The 19995-nt window shown below is 38.2% G+C and carries 16 protein-coding genes, 5 pseudogenes and 1 other annotated feature; of the genes and pseudogenes, 13 read left to right on the top strand and 8 right to left on the bottom strand.

Annotated elements, in window-relative coordinates; all coding sequences use genetic code 11:
• Positions 1 to 46: 46 nt before the first annotated feature.
• The 10 genes and pseudogenes from TOL5_RS21920 to TOL5_RS21875 all read left to right on the top strand — a co-directional run.
• On the top strand, positions 47 to 760 hold the full coding sequence (locus TOL5_RS21920) for a phosphoribosyltransferase (protein ID WP_199980926.1): 714 nt from the start codon (positions 47 to 49) through the stop codon (positions 758 to 760).
• 393 nt (positions 761 to 1153) lie between these two features.
• Positions 1154 to 2353, top strand: coding sequence for a tyrosine-type recombinase/integrase (locus TOL5_RS21915; RefSeq protein WP_004778094.1), 1200 nt, complete (start codon positions 1154 to 1156; stop codon positions 2351 to 2353).
• A gap of 33 nt (positions 2354 to 2386) precedes the next feature.
• Complete coding sequence (locus TOL5_RS21910) at positions 2387 to 2608, top strand: hypothetical protein (protein WP_005403786.1); 222 nt, start codon at positions 2387 to 2389, stop codon at positions 2606 to 2608.
• 442 nt (positions 2609 to 3050) lie between these two features.
• Positions 3051 to 3729: pseudogene (locus tag TOL5_RS21905) on the top strand (IS5 family transposase); the annotation flags it as partial.
• 386 nt (positions 3730 to 4115) lie between these two features.
• The gene (gene puuE, locus TOL5_RS21900) at positions 4116 to 5078 is read left to right on the top strand and encodes an allantoinase PuuE (RefSeq protein WP_000127611.1); all 963 of its coding nucleotides are present in this window, start codon (positions 4116 to 4118) and stop codon (positions 5076 to 5078) included.
• A gap of 131 nt (positions 5079 to 5209) precedes the next feature.
• Positions 5210 to 6361 (top strand): IS4-like element ISAbe18 family transposase, encoded by a 1152-nt coding sequence (locus TOL5_RS21895; protein ID WP_005176703.1) that lies wholly within the window; start codon positions 5210 to 5212, stop codon positions 6359 to 6361.
• 139 nt (positions 6362 to 6500) lie between these two features.
• Positions 6501 to 7004, top strand: a complete 504-nt coding sequence (gene uraD, locus TOL5_RS21890; protein ID WP_199980975.1) for a 2-oxo-4-hydroxy-4-carboxy-5-ureidoimidazoline decarboxylase — start codon at positions 6501 to 6503, stop codon at positions 7002 to 7004.
• Positions 7001 to 7321 (top strand): hydroxyisourate hydrolase, encoded by a 321-nt coding sequence (gene uraH / locus TOL5_RS21885; RefSeq protein ID WP_000625767.1) that lies wholly within the window; start codon positions 7001 to 7003, stop codon positions 7319 to 7321. Before uraD ends, uraH begins: the two co-directional genes overlap by 4 nt.
• 35 nt (positions 7322 to 7356) lie before the next feature.
• Positions 7357 to 8718: a nucleobase:cation symporter-2 family protein gene (locus tag TOL5_RS21880; protein WP_000139429.1), complete on the top strand. Its 1362-nt coding sequence runs from the start codon at positions 7357 to 7359 to the stop codon at positions 8716 to 8718.
• 126 nt (positions 8719 to 8844) lie between these two features.
• A pseudogene (locus tag TOL5_RS21875) lies at positions 8845 to 9492 on the top strand (outer membrane protein OmpK); the annotation flags it as partial.
• A 154-nt stretch (positions 9493 to 9646) separates the two neighbouring features.
• Here the strand turns inward: TOL5_RS21875 and TOL5_RS21870 are convergent.
• Positions 9647 to 10348 carry an IS1-like element ISPa14 family transposase gene (locus tag TOL5_RS21870; protein WP_005157712.1) on the bottom strand — a complete coding sequence of 234 codons (702 nt, stop codon included), beginning with the start codon at positions 10346 to 10348 and terminating at the stop codon, positions 9647 to 9649.
• A gap of 59 nt (positions 10349 to 10407) precedes the next feature.
• Between TOL5_RS21870 and TOL5_RS21865 the strand changes: the two are divergent.
• Positions 10408 to 11558, top strand: a pseudogene (locus TOL5_RS21865) (IS3 family transposase); the annotation flags it as partial.
• Positions 10614 to 10730: a sequence feature (AL1L pseudoknot), on the top strand. Its footprint overlaps the pseudogene before it by 117 nt.
• 36 nt (positions 11559 to 11594) lie before the next feature.
• Positions 11595 to 11672: pseudogene (locus TOL5_RS21860) on the top strand (ion channel protein Tsx); the annotation flags it as partial.
• 125 nt (positions 11673 to 11797) lie between these two features.
• Here the strand turns inward: TOL5_RS21860 and TOL5_RS21855 are convergent.
• Positions 11798 to 12298, bottom strand: coding sequence for an ureidoglycolate lyase (locus TOL5_RS21855; protein WP_000250866.1), 501 nt, complete (start codon positions 12296 to 12298; stop codon positions 11798 to 11800).
• A gap of 96 nt (positions 12299 to 12394) precedes the next feature.
• Complete coding sequence (gene alc / locus TOL5_RS21850) at positions 12395 to 13402, bottom strand: allantoicase (protein ID WP_000212598.1); 1008 nt, start codon at positions 13400 to 13402, stop codon at positions 12395 to 12397.
• Positions 13403 to 13612: 210 nt separating this feature from the next.
• Between alc and hpxO the strand changes: the two genes are divergently transcribed.
• Positions 13613 to 14770, top strand: a complete 1158-nt coding sequence (hpxO, locus tag TOL5_RS21845; RefSeq protein WP_000406591.1) for an FAD-dependent urate hydroxylase HpxO — start codon at positions 13613 to 13615, stop codon at positions 14768 to 14770.
• Positions 14771 to 14893: 123 nt separating this feature from the next.
• On the opposite strand, the gene TOL5_RS21840 is transcribed toward hpxO, so the two are convergent.
• The 5 genes and pseudogenes from TOL5_RS21840 to TOL5_RS21820 form a co-directional block, all read right to left on the bottom strand.
• A complete protein-coding gene (locus tag TOL5_RS21840; protein WP_199980917.1) occupies positions 14894 to 15820 on the bottom strand; it encodes a LysR family transcriptional regulator in 927 nt (308 codons plus the stop codon).
• 231 nt (positions 15821 to 16051) lie between these two features.
• A pseudogene (locus tag TOL5_RS21835) lies at positions 16052 to 16802 on the bottom strand (IS5-like element ISAha2 family transposase); the annotation flags it as partial.
• 96 nt (positions 16803 to 16898) lie between these two features.
• Complete coding sequence (locus TOL5_RS21830; protein WP_004778258.1) at positions 16899 to 18203, bottom strand: nucleobase:cation symporter-2 family protein; 1305 nt, start codon at positions 18201 to 18203, stop codon at positions 16899 to 16901.
• A gap of 20 nt (positions 18204 to 18223) precedes the next feature.
• A complete protein-coding gene (locus TOL5_RS21825; protein WP_199980918.1) occupies positions 18224 to 19015 on the bottom strand; it encodes an outer membrane protein OmpK in 792 nt (263 codons plus the stop codon).
• A 17-nt stretch (positions 19016 to 19032) separates the two neighbouring features.
• A complete protein-coding gene (locus TOL5_RS21820; RefSeq protein WP_000735995.1) occupies positions 19033 to 19986 on the bottom strand; it encodes an isopenicillin N synthase family dioxygenase in 954 nt (317 codons plus the stop codon).
• Positions 19987 to 19995 lie beyond the last annotated feature (9 nt).

Genomic DNA, 19995 nt, shown 5'->3' with positions numbered 1-19995 from the left:
TAGTGTAAAATTTAATGCTAGCCATCATTAAAACTTATTTAAAAATATGAAGTTATATCGCACAGATTGGAATATGTTTCCTAAAACGGTTATTGACCGTGGTCTTGGAGATGCAACCTCTCATTACATGTATGAAGCTGCTAAAGCAGGGGATGTTGAAAGTGCGTATATTTTAGCTAAAGATTTAGTTTCGGATGAGGCGATTGCTGAACTAGAAAGAATTATCGATGGTCGGGAAACTATTATAGTACCTGTACATGCTGAGGAAGCAGTCGGTCGTAATATGATTCCTTTAGCTACTTCAGCAGTTATAGCAAAGAAACTTGGGCTTGAAGTTGATACGAATATAGTTCAAGCTATAAAAGTATCAAGAACTGGCGGTGATGGGTGGCATAGATTAGCCAACCCACCAGCATTTGATGGGACAATAAACAATGATAAATGTGTTATTATTGTTGATGATACCCAGACCCAAGGTGGTACTTTTGCAGCATTAAAAGGTCATATTGAAACAACTGGGACGAATAAAGTTATTGGAGCATATGCACTGACGGGTAAACAATACTCATCACAATTAGCTCTAAGTAAAGATACTCTTCAGCAATTGAGGGATGTATATGGTAATCTTGAAGCATGGTGGAAATCGATTTACGGGTACGATTTCGAAAGGCTCACAGAGTGGGAAGCAAAGTATATCCTCAACTCTCGTAAAACAGCTGACGAAGTCCGAGATAGAATCATTGCGTCAAAACAAACGTGATGCTTATGCACTTATGATGAAAATGAATTAATTATTATTTAATTAAGTTAAAAGACTGCTATATAGCGGTCTTTTTTGTTTTTGAGCTCTACAAATTTTAATGAGTACATATAGTTACTTTTATAAAAATGATAATAAAGGGTAGAGGAGGTCATCTAAGAATTTAAAGCACAAGACTTATTTAACATTGATGACAGAAAAAGTGAGTTGTTGGGAACTTAAAGAAGAGGTGGTACTTATAATGGTTACTAAAATACAAATACTTAAAATATTAAATATATAAAACAATATATTACAAATATATATGATGCGTAGTGTACGCATCATATATATTTTCTTCTATTTTGATATAATGGATCTCGTCAATCCGCTGATAGGTTTCATTTAAATTTCATGAGTCTTACTGAAATTAAAGTTCGCCAAGCTCATTGCAAGGAAAAAACTTGTTTTTTATCCGATGAAGATGGACTTAGCCTGAAGATTGAGCCGACTGGAAGAAAATCTTGGTGCTATCGCTATACAGATCCACAAACAAAAAAACGTCGCCGCATTCAGTTGGGGCTTTATCCTGATTTATCGCTGAAAAAGGCACGACAAGTCAAAGATGACTTTAAAGACAATAATTATTGTTTTGAGCATGATACTGTCTCTAATGTCATCACCTTTCGTAAGGTAGGGGAGGAGTGGCTGCAGTTCAAACTGAAAAATGCATTTAATGATTCACCCCGCTGTGGTGTACTACAGTTAGCAGAAAGATGCTTACAGCAAGATATTTATCCAGACCTTCAGGATCTACCTTTTCAAAACATCAAGCGTTATGACCTGGTTTCAGTAATCAAAAAAATAGAGGGACGCCAAGTAAAAGAACCTGTCAAGAAAGCTTGTAGTTATTTGAACCAAATTTATGACTACGCTGTAGCGATGGGTTATTGTGAATTCAACATCGCGCATGGTTTAAATAAAATCGCCATTAACAGTAAAATCAAGAAAAATTATCCGTATTTGAAAGCGGAGGATATATCTGATTTTAAGTATAAATTACAAAAATTGGATGCCCATCCGATTATTAAAAAAGCACTGCTGTTCAAATTACATACTGGCGTGCGAGGGGCTGAATTGTTATTGGCTGAGCCTCATCATTTTGATTTAAATGAAAAAATCTGGAAAATACCTGCCTTGCATATTAAACAGTTTCGACGAAAAGTCATATTAGGCCATGAGATTCCCGACTTCTTAGTTCCACTTTCAGATCAGGCTTTAGATATTTTAAAAGACGTCATGCAATGGTCATACGGTGAAAAGTACATTTTTGCTAGCCCACGGAAACATAATCAACCGATTCATTTTAATACATTAAATATGGCTATACGTAAGATGGGCTATGGAAAACATCAATTATCCTCTCATGGACTACGTTCCACTTTTAGTACCATTTTGAATGACTCAGGTTTGTTCCAGGATAACTGGATTGAGGCACAACTTTCACATATTGATAAGAACCGTACCCGTGCCAGCTATAATCACGCTGACTATTTAGCCCAGCGGACTGAAATGATGCAGTGGTGGGGTGATTATTTAAGTACTGCTAAGTGAAAATCGTACTTTTATACATAGACTTAAAACATTATGGGGTTTCAAATGGATAGTAAACAATATACTTGCCGTGTTACATGGTCAGCAGAAGATAATGAGTATGTTGGGTTGTGTGCTGAGTTTCCATCATTGTCTTGGCTTGATGCGGATCAGTCTAAAGCATTCTCAGGAATAGAGGAGCTCGTTGCTGATGTTGTCGCTGATATGATTAGCAATAATGAAAAAGTTCCTACACCACTCTCCGGGAAAATATAGTAGGCAGTTTGTTGTCCTTGTTCTCAGTGGTTCAACAAAAACTAGCCCTCGAAGCCGCAGAACGTGGCGTGGACATAAATTGTTTAGTATCAGTAAAAAGAGCGATGTAATTTTAGTACGAGTGAGTGATAGAGCAGGAACTTATGCTTCATATATTCAGTAAATGGTATGTTTTTGAATTAATAGGTATTTTTAAATAAAGCTTTCTTTGATTTAGTGCTTTTTATTTAATAAATTAATTTTAAAAACAACTTAGGCTAATTGATAAACACTATCTGGAAAGATTGAAAGAAAATATTTTTTAATTTCTGCTAATTCATTTAAGGCAGGTTCCCTTTCAAGCAGTTGAAATGTCCAAATAATTTAACCCATACGAGTCTTTGTTGAATTTCTCTGTTCATAGACACCAATTATATTGAAATGATGTCTATGAATCACACACATTCATCTTTGTAGATTAGATTGGACAGCACCAGACTATTCCACCATCTGCAGAAGACAAAAGCATATTGATATTGCAATTAACTATCAAAAAAGCAGTAATGGACTGCAGCTACTCGTCGATTCTACTGGCTTAAAGTTTCTAGGCGAAGGTGAATGGAAGCGTAAGAAACACCAACCTGAATATCGTCGCCAATGGCGTAAACTTCATATTGGTATAGATGCTGAAACCCTTCAAATACGCGCTATTCAACTCACTACAAATAATGTGAGTGATTCACAAGTGCTTGGTGATTTACTCGATCAGATTCCACAAGATGAGCAGATTGACTCTGTCTATACTGATGGGGCTTATGACACCAAGCAATGCCGTCAAGTAATTGCAGACCGACAAGCACATGCGGTGATTCCGCCAAGAAAAAATGCGAAACCTTGGAAAGATACAAAGACCAGCTCGCTAGAGCGAAATGAATTACTTCGAACAGTTAAACGTTTAGGAAGAACAATATGGAAAAATTGGTCAGGCTATCATCGCAGAAGTCTGATAGAAACCAAGATGCATTGCATCAAATTATTAGGCGATAAACTTTCAAAGCCAAGTCAATGAGATTCATGCACGTGTGGCCGTATTAAATAAATTTACAGATTTAGGCCGACCTCACACCCAAGTTGCCACTTAAATTTAGATAACTTGGAAGAAGTTTAGCTTTTGAATGTTTGTGCAACAAAGCCTCTCTTGAATTAAATAATTTTGCTGATTAATTTAAGATCAAATAAATTGTACGTTTTTTGATTTATGACGGAAGTCTAATGTACTAAAAAATGAAAGAAAAAATTCTAAAGTAAAAATATTAATAATTTTTTTATGTTTTGTATTCATTAGACAGTCCAAAGAAAAAATATTTTTTAGATATTAAATTTATAAAGTTAGATGCTCAATATGCACGCGTCATCAGTTGTCGTTCCTTTAGAAAGGAAATAAAACTTGTATACTAAGTTTTGGCGCACTAATTGCTTAATTCATTCTATTTTTTGACTGTTTGATATAACAAATTAGGAAGTGGATGTGACAGCAACATATTTACGTGGGCAAGATCTGATAGACCAGATTCAACAACAAGACTATTCCAGAGATCTGATTGGCTATCATGGAGAACCACCCAAAGTGGAATGGCCAAATGGTGCTCGTGTCGCGGTTCAGTTTGTATTGAACTATGAAGAAGGCGGTGAAAACCATGTAGAACATGGTGATGCAGGTTCAGAACAGTTTTTGTCAGATATTATTGGCGCGGCCAGTTTTCCAGACAAACACATGTCGATGGATTCCATGTACGAATATGGCTCACGAGCGGGCTTTTGGCGCATTCACCAAGAGTTTAAAAAACGCCAACTCCCCATGACCATTTTCGGTGTGGGTATGGCTTTGGCACGCAATCCTTACATTGTGGAAGCGATTAAAGCAGCCAATTATGATGTCGTATCGCATGGTCAACGTTGGTTGCATTATCAAGATATGCCAATCGAACAAGAACGCCAACATATGGATCAAGCTATTAGCGTGCTTGAAACGCTATTTGGTAAAACACCAATCGGTTGGTATACCGGACGTGATAGCCCGAATACTCGAAAATTACTTGCTGAATTTCCTCAGATTCAATATGACTGTGACTATTATGGCGATGACTTACCATTTTGGAGCACAGTGACGAATGTAGATGGTGCAACACGTCCGCATTTAATCATTCCATATACACTTGAAAGTAATGATATGAAGTTTTGCTCGCCGGGTGGTTTTAATAGTGGTGAGCAATTTTATCAATACCTTAAAGATGCCTTTGATGTGTTATATGCCGAAGGTGAAACTGCGCCAAAAATGCTATCTATTGGTATGCACTGTCGTATTTTAGGGCGACCAGGACGCTTTAAAGCACTACAAAGATTCTTAGATTATGTGCAATCGCATGAAAAAGTATGGGTTTGTCGTCGTGCCGATATTGCAGAACATTGGATAAAACACCATGCACCGTAATAAAAAAAATAAAGAAGAAAGAGAGGCTTAGCGCCACTGCTGTCCCATAGTTTGCTTTAAATAAAAAAACCTGAGTCCTAACAGTTAAAATATGAGTGCAAACAAACACTTTAACGACCAGGATTCAGGTTTTGTCACATCAGAATACCGTATTTCATGAGCTAATTAAACCTGTTGTGCGACAGGATTTTGAACAACTTGCTAAAGTACACCATGTTGGACAGAAATTTAGAGCGGCTTCCCGGTGGGATCAGTTTATTGCCATATTGATGTCTCAATTCTCTTGTAGGCAAAGTCTGAGAGATATTCAATCCAATTTGGAGTGCCAACAGGAAAAGCTGAGTCATCTCGGAGCAAAGTCTATTCCCCGAAGCACGCTGGCACGAATCAATGAGCAGCAGCCTGCTGCCTTGTATCAACAGCTATTTTACAAGTTGCTTAAATACTATGAACACTCAAAAGTAGCTCATAAATTTCGCTTTAAGAATCCCTTGTATTCCTTGGATGCCAGTCATATTGACCTGTCGCTTTCTTTATGTGAATGGGCCAAAGTTCACGACTCAAAAGCCAGCATGAAACTCAGTATAGGATTGAATCACAGCAATGATATTCCTGAGTTTGTTGCAGTTGAAAATGGCAAAGAAAATGACATGGTACAAGGCCGCAAATTCCAGTTTCCTGCTGGCAGCATTGTAGTTTTTGATAAAGGCTATGTCGATTACCAATGGTATGCAAATCTGACTGCTCAAAACATTGGATTTGTCACACGTTTTAGGCCTAAATCTGTGTATCAGGTGATCCAGCAACATCCAGTGCTTGAATCCAAAGGTATTCTAAAAGATGAAACCATTCAGCTGAATAGCGCACATGCCCTAAAAAGAAAAGCCCCAGTGTTAAGAAGAATTGAATATAGAGATCAGCAAAGTGGCAAGCACTTTAGCTTTCTCAGCAATAACTTTCATTTAGCCGCCTCCACCATTGCGGCGATTTATAAAGATCGTTGGAAAGTTGAGCTGTTCTTTAAGGCGATTAAGCAGAATCTCAAATTAAAAGCGTTTCTAGGCCGCAGCAGGAACGCAATTCAGACACAAATCTGGATTGCGATGATCGCCTATTTATTGGTGAGTTTCGCTCGACATTTAGGAAAAACAGGTTGGACAGTTCAACGTTTACTCAGAATAATTCAAGTGAATTTGTTTGAAAGAAGAACTTTAAAAGCTTTATTTTCACCCGATAAAATACCCATAAAACAAGAGGAAGCTCAAATGAGCTTCCTCTTGTGAAAAATTGTGGGACAGCAATGGGCTTAGCGCCTCTTTTTTTGTGCCTATAAAAAGCAATTTGTCTAAGAAATAAGGGATTGGCATTGATATTGCAAAACATGTTTTGAACGAACATTAAATATTTTTAGGCGATTTAATAGTGCAACTTGTTGAATTTAATCAAGCATCCGAAGCCGATGTAAAAACATTTTTAAAGCACTGTGTGCAAATTGAAAGCTGGGCGAATGAGCTGCTCAGTCAGCGTCCGTATGCATCATTAGACAGTATTTTGGAATACGCGGCTCAAGCTGCTCGTACATGGTCGTGGGAAGAAATTAAATCTGCTTTAGATAATCACCCGCGTATTGGTGAAAAAAAAGCCCAAGCTGAACTTTCTGAATTAGAAAAGAATTTTTCCAACCGTGAACAATCCGCTATTTCAGCCGAGGAAGAAACACAAATGGCATTGCTCAAAGGCAACATCGCTTATGAAAAAAAGTACGGCTATATCTTCTTAATTAAAGCTTCAGGCTTAAGCAGTGAAAATGTATTACAAGCATTGCAGTACCGTCTGCTGAATAATCCAGAAACTGAAAAGCGTATTGTCCATCATCAATTGGCTGAAATTGCCTTATTAAGATTAAAACAGGAGCTAAGTGCATGATCAGCTCACATATTTTAGATACAAATCTTGGGAAACCTGCTGCCAATGTCTTGATTAAATTATTCAATGCAGACGGTATGTTACTTGGTGAAGGGCAAACCAATGCAGATGGCCGTGTGACCGACTTTGGTTTAAGCGAATTTTCTACGGGTAGCTATAGCTTAGAGTTTGCCACAGCGGACTATTTTGAAAGTCTTAATACCGAAACTTTTTTCCCAAAAGCAGTGATTCATTTCTTAGTAAAAGATGCCTCACAGCATTTTCATATTCCTTTGTTGATTAGCCCTTTTGCCTATTCAACATATCGCGGTAGCTAAAAACAGCATCATAAAACGGATCGGGGGATATAAAAATGACAGAACAAAATCAAACAGTTTCACCAGAACATGAATATTTAGGTGCAGGGAAAAGCCTAGCTTATGGCTTACAACATGTATTGACGATGTATGGCGGTATTATTGCGCCGCCACTGATTATTGGTACAGCCGCAGGACTTGAACCTGCACAAATTGGTTTATTAATTGCAGCAGCATTATTTGTCGGTGGTTTAGCCACGATTTTACAAACGGTCGGTGTGAAATACATCGGTGCAAAATTACCCCTAGTTCAAGGCGTATCCTTTGCTGGTGTGGCAACGATGATTGCCATAGTCACTGCAGGTGGTGGGCTTTCGGCAGTATATGGTGCGGTTATTGTTGCTTCATTAATCGGTTTCTTTTTAGCACCATATTTTTCAAAAATTATTCGTTTTTTCCCGCCAATCGTGACCGGCTGCGTGATTACCGTGATTGGTTTGTCATTGCTACCTGTCGCAGTACGTTGGATGATGGGTGGAAATAGCAAAGCGCCTGATTGGGGCAGTGCTGAAAATATTAGTTTGGCTTTTCTAACTTTAGCCATTGTCATTGTGCTGAATATTACTCGAAACGCTACAATTCGTCGTTTATCCATCTTATTAGCAATTGTGCTAGGTACAGTGCTGGCATATGCGATGGGCTTTGGCGATTTCTCAAAAGTCGCAAATGGCAATTGGATTCAATTCCCAAGTTTCTTTGCCTTTGGTATGCCAACATTTGAACTGAGTGCCATTATTGCCATGCTAATTGTGACATTGGTGATTATGACTGAAACTACAGCTGATATTATCGCTGTTGGTGAAATTGTCGGTACCAAAGTCGACGCTGAACGTATTACCAATGGGCTACGTGCCGATATGCTTTCAAGTGCAGCAGCACCAATATTTGGCTCATTCATGCAAAGTGCCTTTGCACAAAATGTAGGCTTGGTCGCGATTACTGGTGTAAAAAGCCGTTTTGTTGTTGCAGCGGGTGGCTTAATTTTAGTTGTATTGGGTATTTTACCAATTATGGGCCGTTTGATTGCTGCAATTCCTGTACCGGTATTGGGTGGCGCAGGTTTGGTATTGTTTGGTACAGTGGCTGCAAGTGGTATTCGTACTTTAGCTAAAATTGATTATAGTGAGCAAAAGAACCTAATCATTGTTGCTACAGCAATTGCCGCAGGTATGATTCCAATTATTGATCACTCATTCTATGCGAATTTCCCAAAATGGGTACAAACCCTGTTCCATTCAGGTATTAGTTCAACGTGCCTCATGGCCATCGTATTAAATATTGTGTTTAACCATCTAAACTTTTTTAAAAGTAAAGAAGTGAATAAAACCAGCAATATTGTTATAGATAGTCATCACTAAGCTATTCAAAATAAATAAAAAAAGCTCACATTAATGTGGGCTTTTTTTATTAAAAAATCTAATATTGGCTTTGTTTTTGCTAAATAAATTACTCAGAACGTATTTATCGCTAGGAAAAACAATTTAATGAAATTTATGCCTCTTTCAGCTGCAATTCTATGCACTATTTCAGCCAACTCTATCTTTGCAGCCCCAATCTGGCAAGACTTCAGCATTACCGGTCTATATGGCACCGACTATCAGCTCATTGCAAAAGAAGACAAACAAACCACTGTGACATTTGAATACGCGTCAAAGCTTAAATATGGTGATTTCTTCATTTTTGCCGACCGTACACATAATGACGTCAGGGGCGATCAAACCTATTTTGAAGCATCACCACGATTGAGTTTAGGCGCTGTAACGGGTAAAGAACTTAAATTTGGCCCTGTAAAAGATGTATTGCTTGCAACCACTTGGGAAGCGGGTAGCAACATGGATAATTTTCTCTATGGTATTGGCTTAGACTTTGATGTGCCATATTTTCAATATGCAAAATTAAATTTATATAAAGTGAATAATGATACTAAAGCTGATGACTATTAAATGACGCTTACCTATGCCATACCTTTTAAAATTGGCTCAGAATCTTTCTTAGCAGATGCTTTTCTGGATTGGTCAACTGCGGAAAAAGGCTCAGCCAGTGAGATGAACTGGACCAGTCAATATAAATGGAATGTGGGGCAACATATTTCCCCAGATACACGCCTGTATGTAGGCGTTGAGCATTCAGTTTGAACCGTACCAGGTTTGTCGGAGAGTCAATATTCTGAGAGACTATCTCGATGACAAAACCAAACTATACCCCCGAAATTAGAGAAAGAGCGGTTCAATTATTGATTGAATCTGAAAAAGATTATCCGGTGGTGTTTCAAAAAGTATGCTGACATTAAATGAAGCCATTATTGATGTAAAAAAAGGTTAAGTCGAAAGCTTTAAAATGGTTTTCAATCTTTTTTGAAAAATTACAACTCCTTCTAAAACCACGCCTAATTCGATGCCTTATTTTGCAATTATTACCTTCAATACCTACAGTAAAAAATTTACCAATACTTTGCTTGCAGTTTTTAAAAGCAGTTATGAAACTGTCCCAATGATCACTTGCAATTCGGGTGTAGTGAATACCTAATTGTTTAAGCTTTGTCTTCAATCGTTGAACTGTAGCTAAGTCTCTTTTACCCCAAACATAAGCAACAATCTCACCTGTTTCTCGATGGTAGGCGTAAATAAGCCATTGTTTATTATTTTTATTTCCCACAAAAGTCCAAAACTCATCAACTTCAAGAGACTCATAATGACTTTGTTTAGGCTGAATTTGGTAGGTCGATTCGGTTAAAGTACGTAAAACTTTACCGATACTGATTCGCTCAACTTCAGCGATATCTCGTATACCACTACCTCTGACCATCAACTGTAATATTTTTCGAGTAATGCCTGAATTACATCCTAGATAGCTCAGAGCATGGTCACCAATAAACTGACGTTTACAGTCTTTGCACTGATAGTTTTGTTTCCCATCTACTTTGATGCCATTTTTCTTTATACTGTCACCGAGGCAGGTTGGACATTTGATTTCTAGAGTTATTCGCATTTCTCTATTTTATCAAAATTCAACCTGCTTTGTTTCAGCATACTTTTTGAAACACCACCGATTATCCTTCTACTTGGGCTGCAATCACAGCAATTGCGCCTAAGATTGGTTGTACTCCTGAAACATTTCGTGCCTGGCATCAAAAATACTTAGATCAACAAAATCCCGCCAAAGTACAACAGGTATCTGACCAAGAAAAAATGAAGCAAATGGAACGTGAAATTAAAGAATTAAAACGTGCCAATGAAATTCTACGTAAAGCAGCCGCTTTTTTCGCCCAGGCGGAGCTCGACCGCCCACACAAATAATGGTGGATTTTATCCTTAACAATAAAGATCGATATGGTGTTGAGGCGATTTGTAGGATTTTACCGATCGCTGCTTCAACCTATTACCGGACTTTAGATCTCGCTGACAATCCAGAACATCGAGCGAAACGAGATCTACATGATGAGCATCATGCTGAACAAATTAAACGAATTTGGAAGGAAAGTTCAGGTCGGTATGGTGTGCGTAAGGTCTGGCAACAACTGAAACGTGAAGGCTATGTGATTGCACGTTGTACAGTTGCTCGATTGATGCAAAAGCTAGGTATACAAGGTGTTTGGCGTGGTAAGAATAAACAAACCACCCGTAACCGAGATGACCAAAAACGGGCAGATGATTTAGTGAAACGTAATTTTAATGCTGATCATCCAAACCAACTATGGGTGGGTGACTTTACGTATATTCAAACTCATTCAGGCTGGGTATATACCGCATTTGTTATTGACGTGTTCTCACGAGCAATTGTTGGATGGAAAGTATCTACACGGATGAATACAGATATGGTACTCGATACACTTGAGCAAGCATTGTACGATCGAGGCATGCCAAAGAATATGATTCATCATTCCGATAGAGGTGTGCAATATCTTTCTATTCGCTATACCAATCGTTTAGAAGCTGCAAATTTACGAGCATCAGTCGGTACAACTGGTGATTCATACGATAATGCTCTGGCTGAAACGGTGAATGGCTTATACAAAACAGAGGTGATTGAATATTTAAAAGCAGATTGGCAAGGTTTAGCAGATGTACAACTTGCGACACTAAACTGGGTAGATTGGTTCAATAAAAAGCGTGTACACAGTGCACTGGGTTATGTATCGCCTTTTGAGTTTGAAGCAATGTACTATGATAAGATTAACCCGTTAGGTCAGGTGGCCTAACTTAAATAAAAAAGTCTCCGACAAACCCGGTACGGTTCAGTTTGGAATAATAAATATAATATTAAAGGTAAAGATGAAAATAACGTCAGTGCGCTAGTGAAATATCACTTCTAATTGATTCGTTAAAACCGTACATCGTTACACAACATACTGCACAAGACTTAAAAGCCCCACGGATGGGGCTTTTAATTTCTGAGACAATTTTAAATTGAGGTTTCAATTTCAATGATAGTTTAAATTTATGCCACGATATTGAGTACTTCATTAAACTGATAAACATCACAATTATGTCCAATACCAATACGATCAACCACGGCAAAGTTACTTGGCGCCTCTAAAGTTAATAGAGGGTGATGCCATGTACCTGCATGGTAGTTAACACCTTGTGTACCATCTGAAATAAAAGCACAGAGTTTTGAAATATCAGGCGTTTGATCATCCAATGCAGGTGCCACCACAATTAAAAAAGCCTGACCTTGCATCGGGATAAAAGCTTGTGAGCCATTCGGATGTCGCTCAAGCATCGAAACCGAAAAAGGAATTTCTGTCTGTTTAATATTACGAAAAATACTAATACCTGCATGTGCTTCACCGAAGATTTCAGTGGTTACAAGGGCATGATAACGCTCGGTATGTGCATCATTGATATGAAAAAAATCCTGTCCTCCGCAGCAAATCACCTCACCAAAAGGGGCAAAGTTTTCAATGCTCAGGGGCTGTAGCTGAATTGTTTGAACCATGTGTAATTCTTTTATTGTCTATATCAAGTGTAGGAGAAGAAGGATAAAACCACAGTACTTATCCTTCTCGATGTAGAAAGTATTCAAGCTTTCAATTTAGCTTTTGGTTTTACCCCACAAACGAATACGGCTGATACCACCATCTGGAATCATATTAATGCGAATATGCGAGATCTTTTCATGTTGCAAAATTTCGTTTACAAAGCTATGAATATGATCCATTTGCATGTCTTGTGCTTCAAGCAAAAACGGCCAGAACATACTTTGTGGAATTAATTGTGGATCAGTTGCATCTTTAACATATACGGCTTGAATAGAGACTTGGGCTGGAAAGTTGCCTTTAAAGTGTGCCGTATCGATATCAATTTTTTCAATTGCACCAGTTTGACCCAAAGCCAAAATACACCAATCAAAGCCCGGTGCACGACGACGTTTGGTTTCCCAACCATCACCCATATTAATTCCGCGACCTGGGTTAATCAGATTACGTGGATGACCAAAATGTGCATCGCTATAAGCAATTACACGTCCACCATTTTCTAAAGCAACTAAATCAATTGTTGCAGTGTGATCTTGTTGTTGAACGCTCACTTCACCATACACTTTAAAACGAGCAACACCACCATCAGGAAAAATATTTAAACGCACATGAGTAAAAACTTGGTCAGCTGTAATCGGCAAAACATGATGCTGACTTGGGCCAAGTACGTTGTTCTCTAATATGTTCAACCATTCAGCTTGAGCAAGATCGCCATCAGGGGCGTAGCAGGCTTCAACTGAAGCTGAAGCAGGGTAATTCCCAGTGAAGAAGGTAGTGTCAATATCTAAAGCCTTAATATGCCCAGCTACGCCCAATTGAATAATTGCCCAGTCATAACCTGTGTGACGTTTACGGCGCGTTTCCCAACCATCCATCCATTTACCATGGTCATCGAATTTATCTTCAACAAAAATTGGCGCGTCAAATTGAAGCATACGTTTTGCTTCTGCGAAAAATTCATCTGAACATTCAATAATTTTTGCACCAATACGGTCATCTGCCAAATTGGTAAGTGTCTGTAATTGTGCAGGAATATCAAAATCGGGTGCTAATAAAGTCGCCATATATTAAATCCATTCGCTATTTTCTTTCAAAATTCATGCTTTGCGCTATCGTGCTACAAAAAATTTAACAAACGATAAAAACAAGCATTTACACGCGTTTAGATGCACAGCGTGTGCCAACTTTGGATTTTTTTCAGGGCGCTTTATAAAAAATGGCACGCTTTTAGCATTTTATGACTTAGAAACTTATAAAACACAGGGGAATTATAGATGGAAATTACAATTATTGGTGCAGGTATGGCGGGTCTAACTACAGGCATCGCACTAAAAAAATTCGGACACCAAGTAACCATCTATGAACAGGCAGAACAAATTTTACCGGTGGGTGCTGCTATTTCGTTATGGTCTAACGGTGTGAAATGTCTAAATTATTTGGGTTTGACAGAGCAAGTTGAAAAGCTTGGCGGCAAAATGGATAACCTTGCTTATATTGATGGTCTGACGGGCGATGTGATGACCCAGTTTAGCCTTTATCCATTGATTGAAGAAGTCGGGCAACGACCATATCCGGTATCACGTGCGGAACTTCAGAATATGTTAATGGATGAATTTGGTCGTGAAGATATTCATCTAGCTAAGAAAATGATTTCTTTTGTTGAAGAAGGAGAGCGTGTAAAAATTCAATTTGCAGATGGTAGCGAAATAGAATCTGATCTATTGGTGGGTGCAGACGGTACACACTCAATTACTCGTGCCTATGTTTTAGGTGAGCAAGTTGAGCGACGCTATGCAGGCTATGTCAATTGGAATGGTCTCGTTGATGTCTCAGACGATTATGCCGCAGCAGATCAATGGACAACGTTTGTAGGTGAAGGCAAACGTGTTTCACTGATGCCAGTGGCGAATAATCGTTTCTATTTCTTTTTTGATGTGCCGTTAGCTGTTGGTCTTGAAAATGATCGTAGCCAATACAAAGCTTTATTCAAACAATACTTTAAAGGATGGTGTGAGCCTGTCCAAAAGTTAATTGATGCAGTCGATGTGCAAAAGACCAATCGTGTAGAAATTCACGATATCGAACCATTTGCCAATTTTTACAAAGGTCGAGTGGTGATTGTAGGTGATGCAGCGCACAGTACAACACCTGATATTGGTCAAGGCGGCTGCCAAGCGATGGAAGATGCTATCTATTTGGCACGTTCATTGCAAATTAATACCTTAGGTTTACAAGATTCTTTACGTCGCTATCAGAACAAGCGTAATGAACGTGCCAATGAGTTGGTACTTCGTGCCCGTAAGCGCTGTGATGTGACACATATGAAAGATGAAGCGGTGACCCGAGAGTGGTATGAAGAGTTACGTAAAGAACAAGGCAATCATATTATGAAGGGAATTATTAGTAACATTGTCGGTAATCCACTCGACTAAGCTGTAAGACACAAAAAGAAATGTAAAACTAAAAGGTTAGCTTTCAGCAGCCAGTGTGAATATTCACACTGGCTTTTTTTAGCTATTTAGAAACATTAGATTGAAGAGCAAAGGATTAAATGTTTAAGGAAGTTGCTTTAATTGCAATTTGATTTCTTCCATTTTTTCGACCAATAAATTTACCATTATTTGTGAAAGACGAGATGTTTGACGTTTTGAAGCGACGCACAGTGCAATGGTTAAACGATGCATACCTTTTTCACGAATGGGCTTAAATACGATCTTTTTTGAGTTTAAAAGTGGTAATGCATCCATATATGACATTAAGCCAATGCCTAATTGTTGTTGAATTAATGATGTTATCATTCTAATGTCATTACATTCTATCTTTTGTATAGGATTAAATTTGTGATGTTTATAGAGTGTATGTACATAATCACTGATGACTAAGGGCTCACTTGGCATGATATGACGCTCATTTAAAGTGTCAGATAAATAGATTTTATCCATGCCGGCTAAGGTGTGATGTGGTGATAAAACATAGCCTAAAGGAATTTCAATAAAGGATAAGATTTCTAATTGATTGTGACTTTTAGGATTTAAGATAATGCCAAAATCTAATTCTGCATCAATGATTTTTCTCGATATTTCTTCACTGCTATTCATACTGATATTGAGATTAATCCATGGATATCTTTCAGCCATGCGTTGAATACAATCCACGACAAAACCATCATTTAGGGCAGAAATAAAACCCATTTCAATATTGCCGCGACTTAATCCTTGAATTTCATCAAATCGAATTCGAGTCAGCTGATATTCTTTTTGCCATTTAAGCAAATCAGCATAAAGTAATTCACCTGCTAACGTTAGCTTCAGCCCCTGCGGTAAACGCTCAAATAAAGCAACGCCTAACTCTTCTTCAGCAAGAATAATTTGCCGATGCACTGCAGAGACTGAAATAAAAAGCTGTTCTGCGGCTTTACGTAAACTGCCAGTACGGGCAACAGCCATAAAATATTCAGAAAATCGGGAAAAGGTAATCGACATACAGCTATTCAATCTCACGGGCAGTTTACAAAGTACTTATCCATGCTTAAGCGATTTTCATGCCATAACTTTTGATTTTTTCAATTCATTCTGCTTTTGTGTTCTAAAAAGCAGAACATTGTATGCAAATCATTCTAATAGACAGAAATGCTATCCAAACGTATTTTTGACTTAGAAAGGCTTTGTTGCACAAAGATTTAAAAGATAACACTCTGCTCATTTGAACAGAATTCAAGTGACAACTTGGGTATGAGGACGACCTAATTCTGTAAATTTGACAATACGGCTATGCGTGCATGAATCTCATTCACCTGACTAGAAAAACTCCTTGCTGTTAATTTATCACCTAATAGTTTGATGCAATGCATCTTGGTTTCAACTAAACTTCGACGATGATAACCAGACCATTTTTTCCAAAGCGTTCTTCCTAAACGTTTAACTGTTTTCAGTAACTCATTCCGCTCTAAAGATCTCAATTTCTGATCTTTCCATGGTTTTGCATTTTTTCTTGGCGGAATGAGCGCATGTGCATCTCGATCTAGAATGACTTGTCTGCAGTGCTTCGTGTCATAAGCACCATCGGTATAGACCGAATCAATTCGTTCATCTAAGGGAATTTGAGCAAGTAAATCACCGAGTACTTGCGAATCGCTCACATTATTTGTAGTAAGCTGTACTGCACGTATTTGCAAGGTTTCAGCATCGATGCCAATATGAAGCTTACGCCATTGGCGATGATATTCAGGTCCATGTTTCTTACGTTTCCACTCACCTTCACCTAGAAACTTTAAGCCAGTTGAGTCGACGAGTAGATGTAGCCCATCACTACTTTTTTGATAGCTAATCGCAATATCAATATGTTTTTGTCTTCGACAAAGCTACTGTAATCTGGTGCGGTCCAATTTAATCCACAAAGTTTAATCAGACTTTGAACAAAACCTGTGACCATGCGTAAAGAGAGTCTAAATAAAGATTTGATCATTTTGAAATTATAGGACTGAATAAACCTTATAGGCTATGTTTGTGCAACAAAGCCCTGTGTATCTGATATTTATGCATCTTTCAATTTCTGAAGATACTATTCATCCAATATCCGCTGTTTTCGATTGAGAACAGCATTCAAAATCACAGCACAAAAAGCCGTTAGCAAAATTGGGCTGTTTAACAGAGGTGAAAGATAAGATGGTAGTTGTGAGAAAATAGTAGGTGTGAATACAGGCAACATACCTATGCCGGCACTGACTGCAATGATGTAGAGATTATTCACATTTTGAAAGTCGACACGCTGCAGTACTTTGATACCATTAGATGTCACCATCCCAAACATAAACAATGCGGCTCCACCTAGAACACATGAGGGTATAGACGCAACAAAGTAAGCTATTTTAGGAAATAGACCTAAAAGGATTAAAAACACACCAGCTAAAGCACATACACTGCGATTCTTAACACCTGTGATCGCTAGCAAACCGATGTTCTGAGCATAGGATGTATACGGGAAGATATTAAAAATCCCACCAATCATTGTGCCAAGGCTGTCAGCTCTAAAACCGCGAGTCAATTTTTCCTGATCCACCTCTTCTTCAACAATTTCACCTACAGCCATGAACATCCCAGCTGTTTCAATGAAAATAACCAGCATGACTACGCACATAGTCAAGACAGCCCAAAAGTTAAACTCTGGAATACCGAAGTGAAATGGCATCACCCAACCTAACCATGGGCTTTCATCTATCTTGTCTAAAGAGATGAGGCCAGAAAATGCAGCGATGATATAACCAATTCCCATCCCGATTAGAACTGAAATGTTGCCCAAAAAGCCTTTAACATAACGGCTGATGATAATAATGCTTAATAGAACACAGGCAGCGATAGATAAGTACAATGGATTTCCAAAGTCTTTTACCCCATATCCGCCAGCGGACCATGTGCCTGCAATACCAATGAGAGATAGACCAATCACAAGAATTTGAGTTCCTGTCACCACAGGAGGGAAGAATCGTATTAACTTTCCAATAAATGGTGAAATCAGGAAGCCAAAGATCCCTGCGATAATGATTGCCCCAAATACACTTAGTAGTCCCATATCTGGATTAGTCCCAATTGCAATCATTGGGCCTACTGCAGTAAAGGTAACTCCCATCATAATGGGAAAGCGAATACCTACATTTTTAAAACCAATAGTTTGAATGAGGGTGGCAATGCCACAAACAAATAGATCTGCAGTAATTAAGAAAGCAATTTCTGCAGTGCTTAACCCTAAAGCTCCTCCAACAATTAGGGGAATTGAAACAGCACCTGCATACATTACCAAGACGTGCTGGATACTGAGAAAAATCATGGAGCTTGGTTTTAAGTTATTGGCTGTGATTGTGTTAGTCATATATGTTTTTCTCCTTCAGCCTAAAAGGTATATTTGACGATGAAACTAGTAGCATTTTGATTAGTTTTAAAATATGGAGTGTCTTCGATTAAGAATTTGTTTTTCCAATAGTCGTATTCAATACCTGCTGCTAATTTTTTTGGGCTTAAGCCTAGATGAGGGCTAAGGTCATATTTGATTTGTGGGTTAAAGTGAAAGTCGGAAGAGTTATTACCTTTGGAATTGACTACCCAATCAATGTATCCATCAAAAATGATTGATGATTTAAGAAATGGGACGGTATATGACCAGGAAGGAGTGATTTGCCATTGTCCACTTGGGGTGTTTCCATCGTCTGGAATGCGATAGTAAAAATTAAGGGTGAAATAATCAAAGCCTTTGATATCTAGGTCAAAACCTGGACCAACTAAATAAGTCCACATATCGTCATAGCCAGGCTGATCTTGAATACTTAAGTCAAAACTCGTAGCTATTAGGACATCTTTCACTGGCCCAAAGCTCAAATTCGTATTGGTTAGTTTTCCTATTGAAAAGCGTGGGGCTATTTCTGTATAGACAGCATTATGTCCTTGGGAAGCAGTCTTTTCACCGTCAAACCAATAAGTGTCGACGAATAGAAAGAGATCTCCCCATCTCCAATTACTAGCATGTTCGAAGGTAATGGTTTCATGTGTATCTGGTTCAACTTCAAAACCTTTACCGTAAAGTGCAGAAATACTATTGGATTGCCAATTTAACCATGATTCCTCAGCAAAAGAATAAGTGCTTATTAAACATGTGCTTAAAAATAGATAGGGCGCATTTTTTTTCATATAATTGTTTCCGATATTCAAACTTCAGCACGATGTTTGTAGGTTGCACTAAAACGTGATTGCAAATATTCCATACTAGTAATTGGTAAGTACTTAGGTGGATTGGATTCGCTGTAACAGTTAGGTAGACAACGGATTACAGTTTTTGGACTAGGTTGTATGAAAAATGGAAATGAGAATCTTTGTTTTCCTTTAGGACTCGAAACGCGATGAGGTGTCGATTTATAGAGATCATTTGACCATCGTGCCATCATATCTCCGATGTTGATTACATAGGTGTTAGGTATAGGAGGAGCATCGATCCAATTACCATTTACATCCTGAACTTGTAATCCACCTACTTCATCCTGAGCCAAAATAGTTACACACCCATAATCAGTATGTGTTCCCGCATTAAAACCTTGAGAGTCTGTATTGTCTAAGGTAGGCGGATAATGAATTAACCGGAGAAAACATAGGCTGTCTTGCAGACAATGATCAAAATAATTTTGCGGAAGACCAATGGCATGAGACATGGCATTAAGCAATATTTTTGCTAAATCCACCATTTCATCAAAATACTCTTCTGTAGCTACTTTCCACCCTTCAATATTTGGATAAACATTTGGTCCCCTTAGAGGTTCTTGATTAATGACTTCGGGATGATTAGCTTCTAAATGGACACCCATGTCATATATTTCTTTAAAGTCTTCAGGTAAGTCAGGGTTCAGTTGTTCTACTCCTAATGCACCATATCCTCTATGTGCAATTTTATTCTTTTGAATATCTATTTCTAATTTCTCTTGTAGAGGCTTACTAAAAAACTCTTTAGCTAAACTTTGAACTTCTGCAAGGTGATTCGGTTTATAACCACTGATATAGAAGAATCCCCATTCACGACATGCTTGGTCAATTTGGTTGCATATATCTGCATAATCAGGATGGTTAACGTCATAAAGAGGTGCAATGTCGATAACTGGTAATTTTTTCATGGGAAACTC

This window comes from Acinetobacter sp. Tol 5 (genome assembly GCF_019702905.1).
Taxonomy (GTDB): Bacteria; Pseudomonadota; Gammaproteobacteria; order Pseudomonadales; family Moraxellaceae; genus Acinetobacter; species Acinetobacter bereziniae.
The sequence above is the reverse complement of the archived record's forward strand: the minus strand, read 5'-3'. Positions and strand labels throughout refer to the sequence as shown.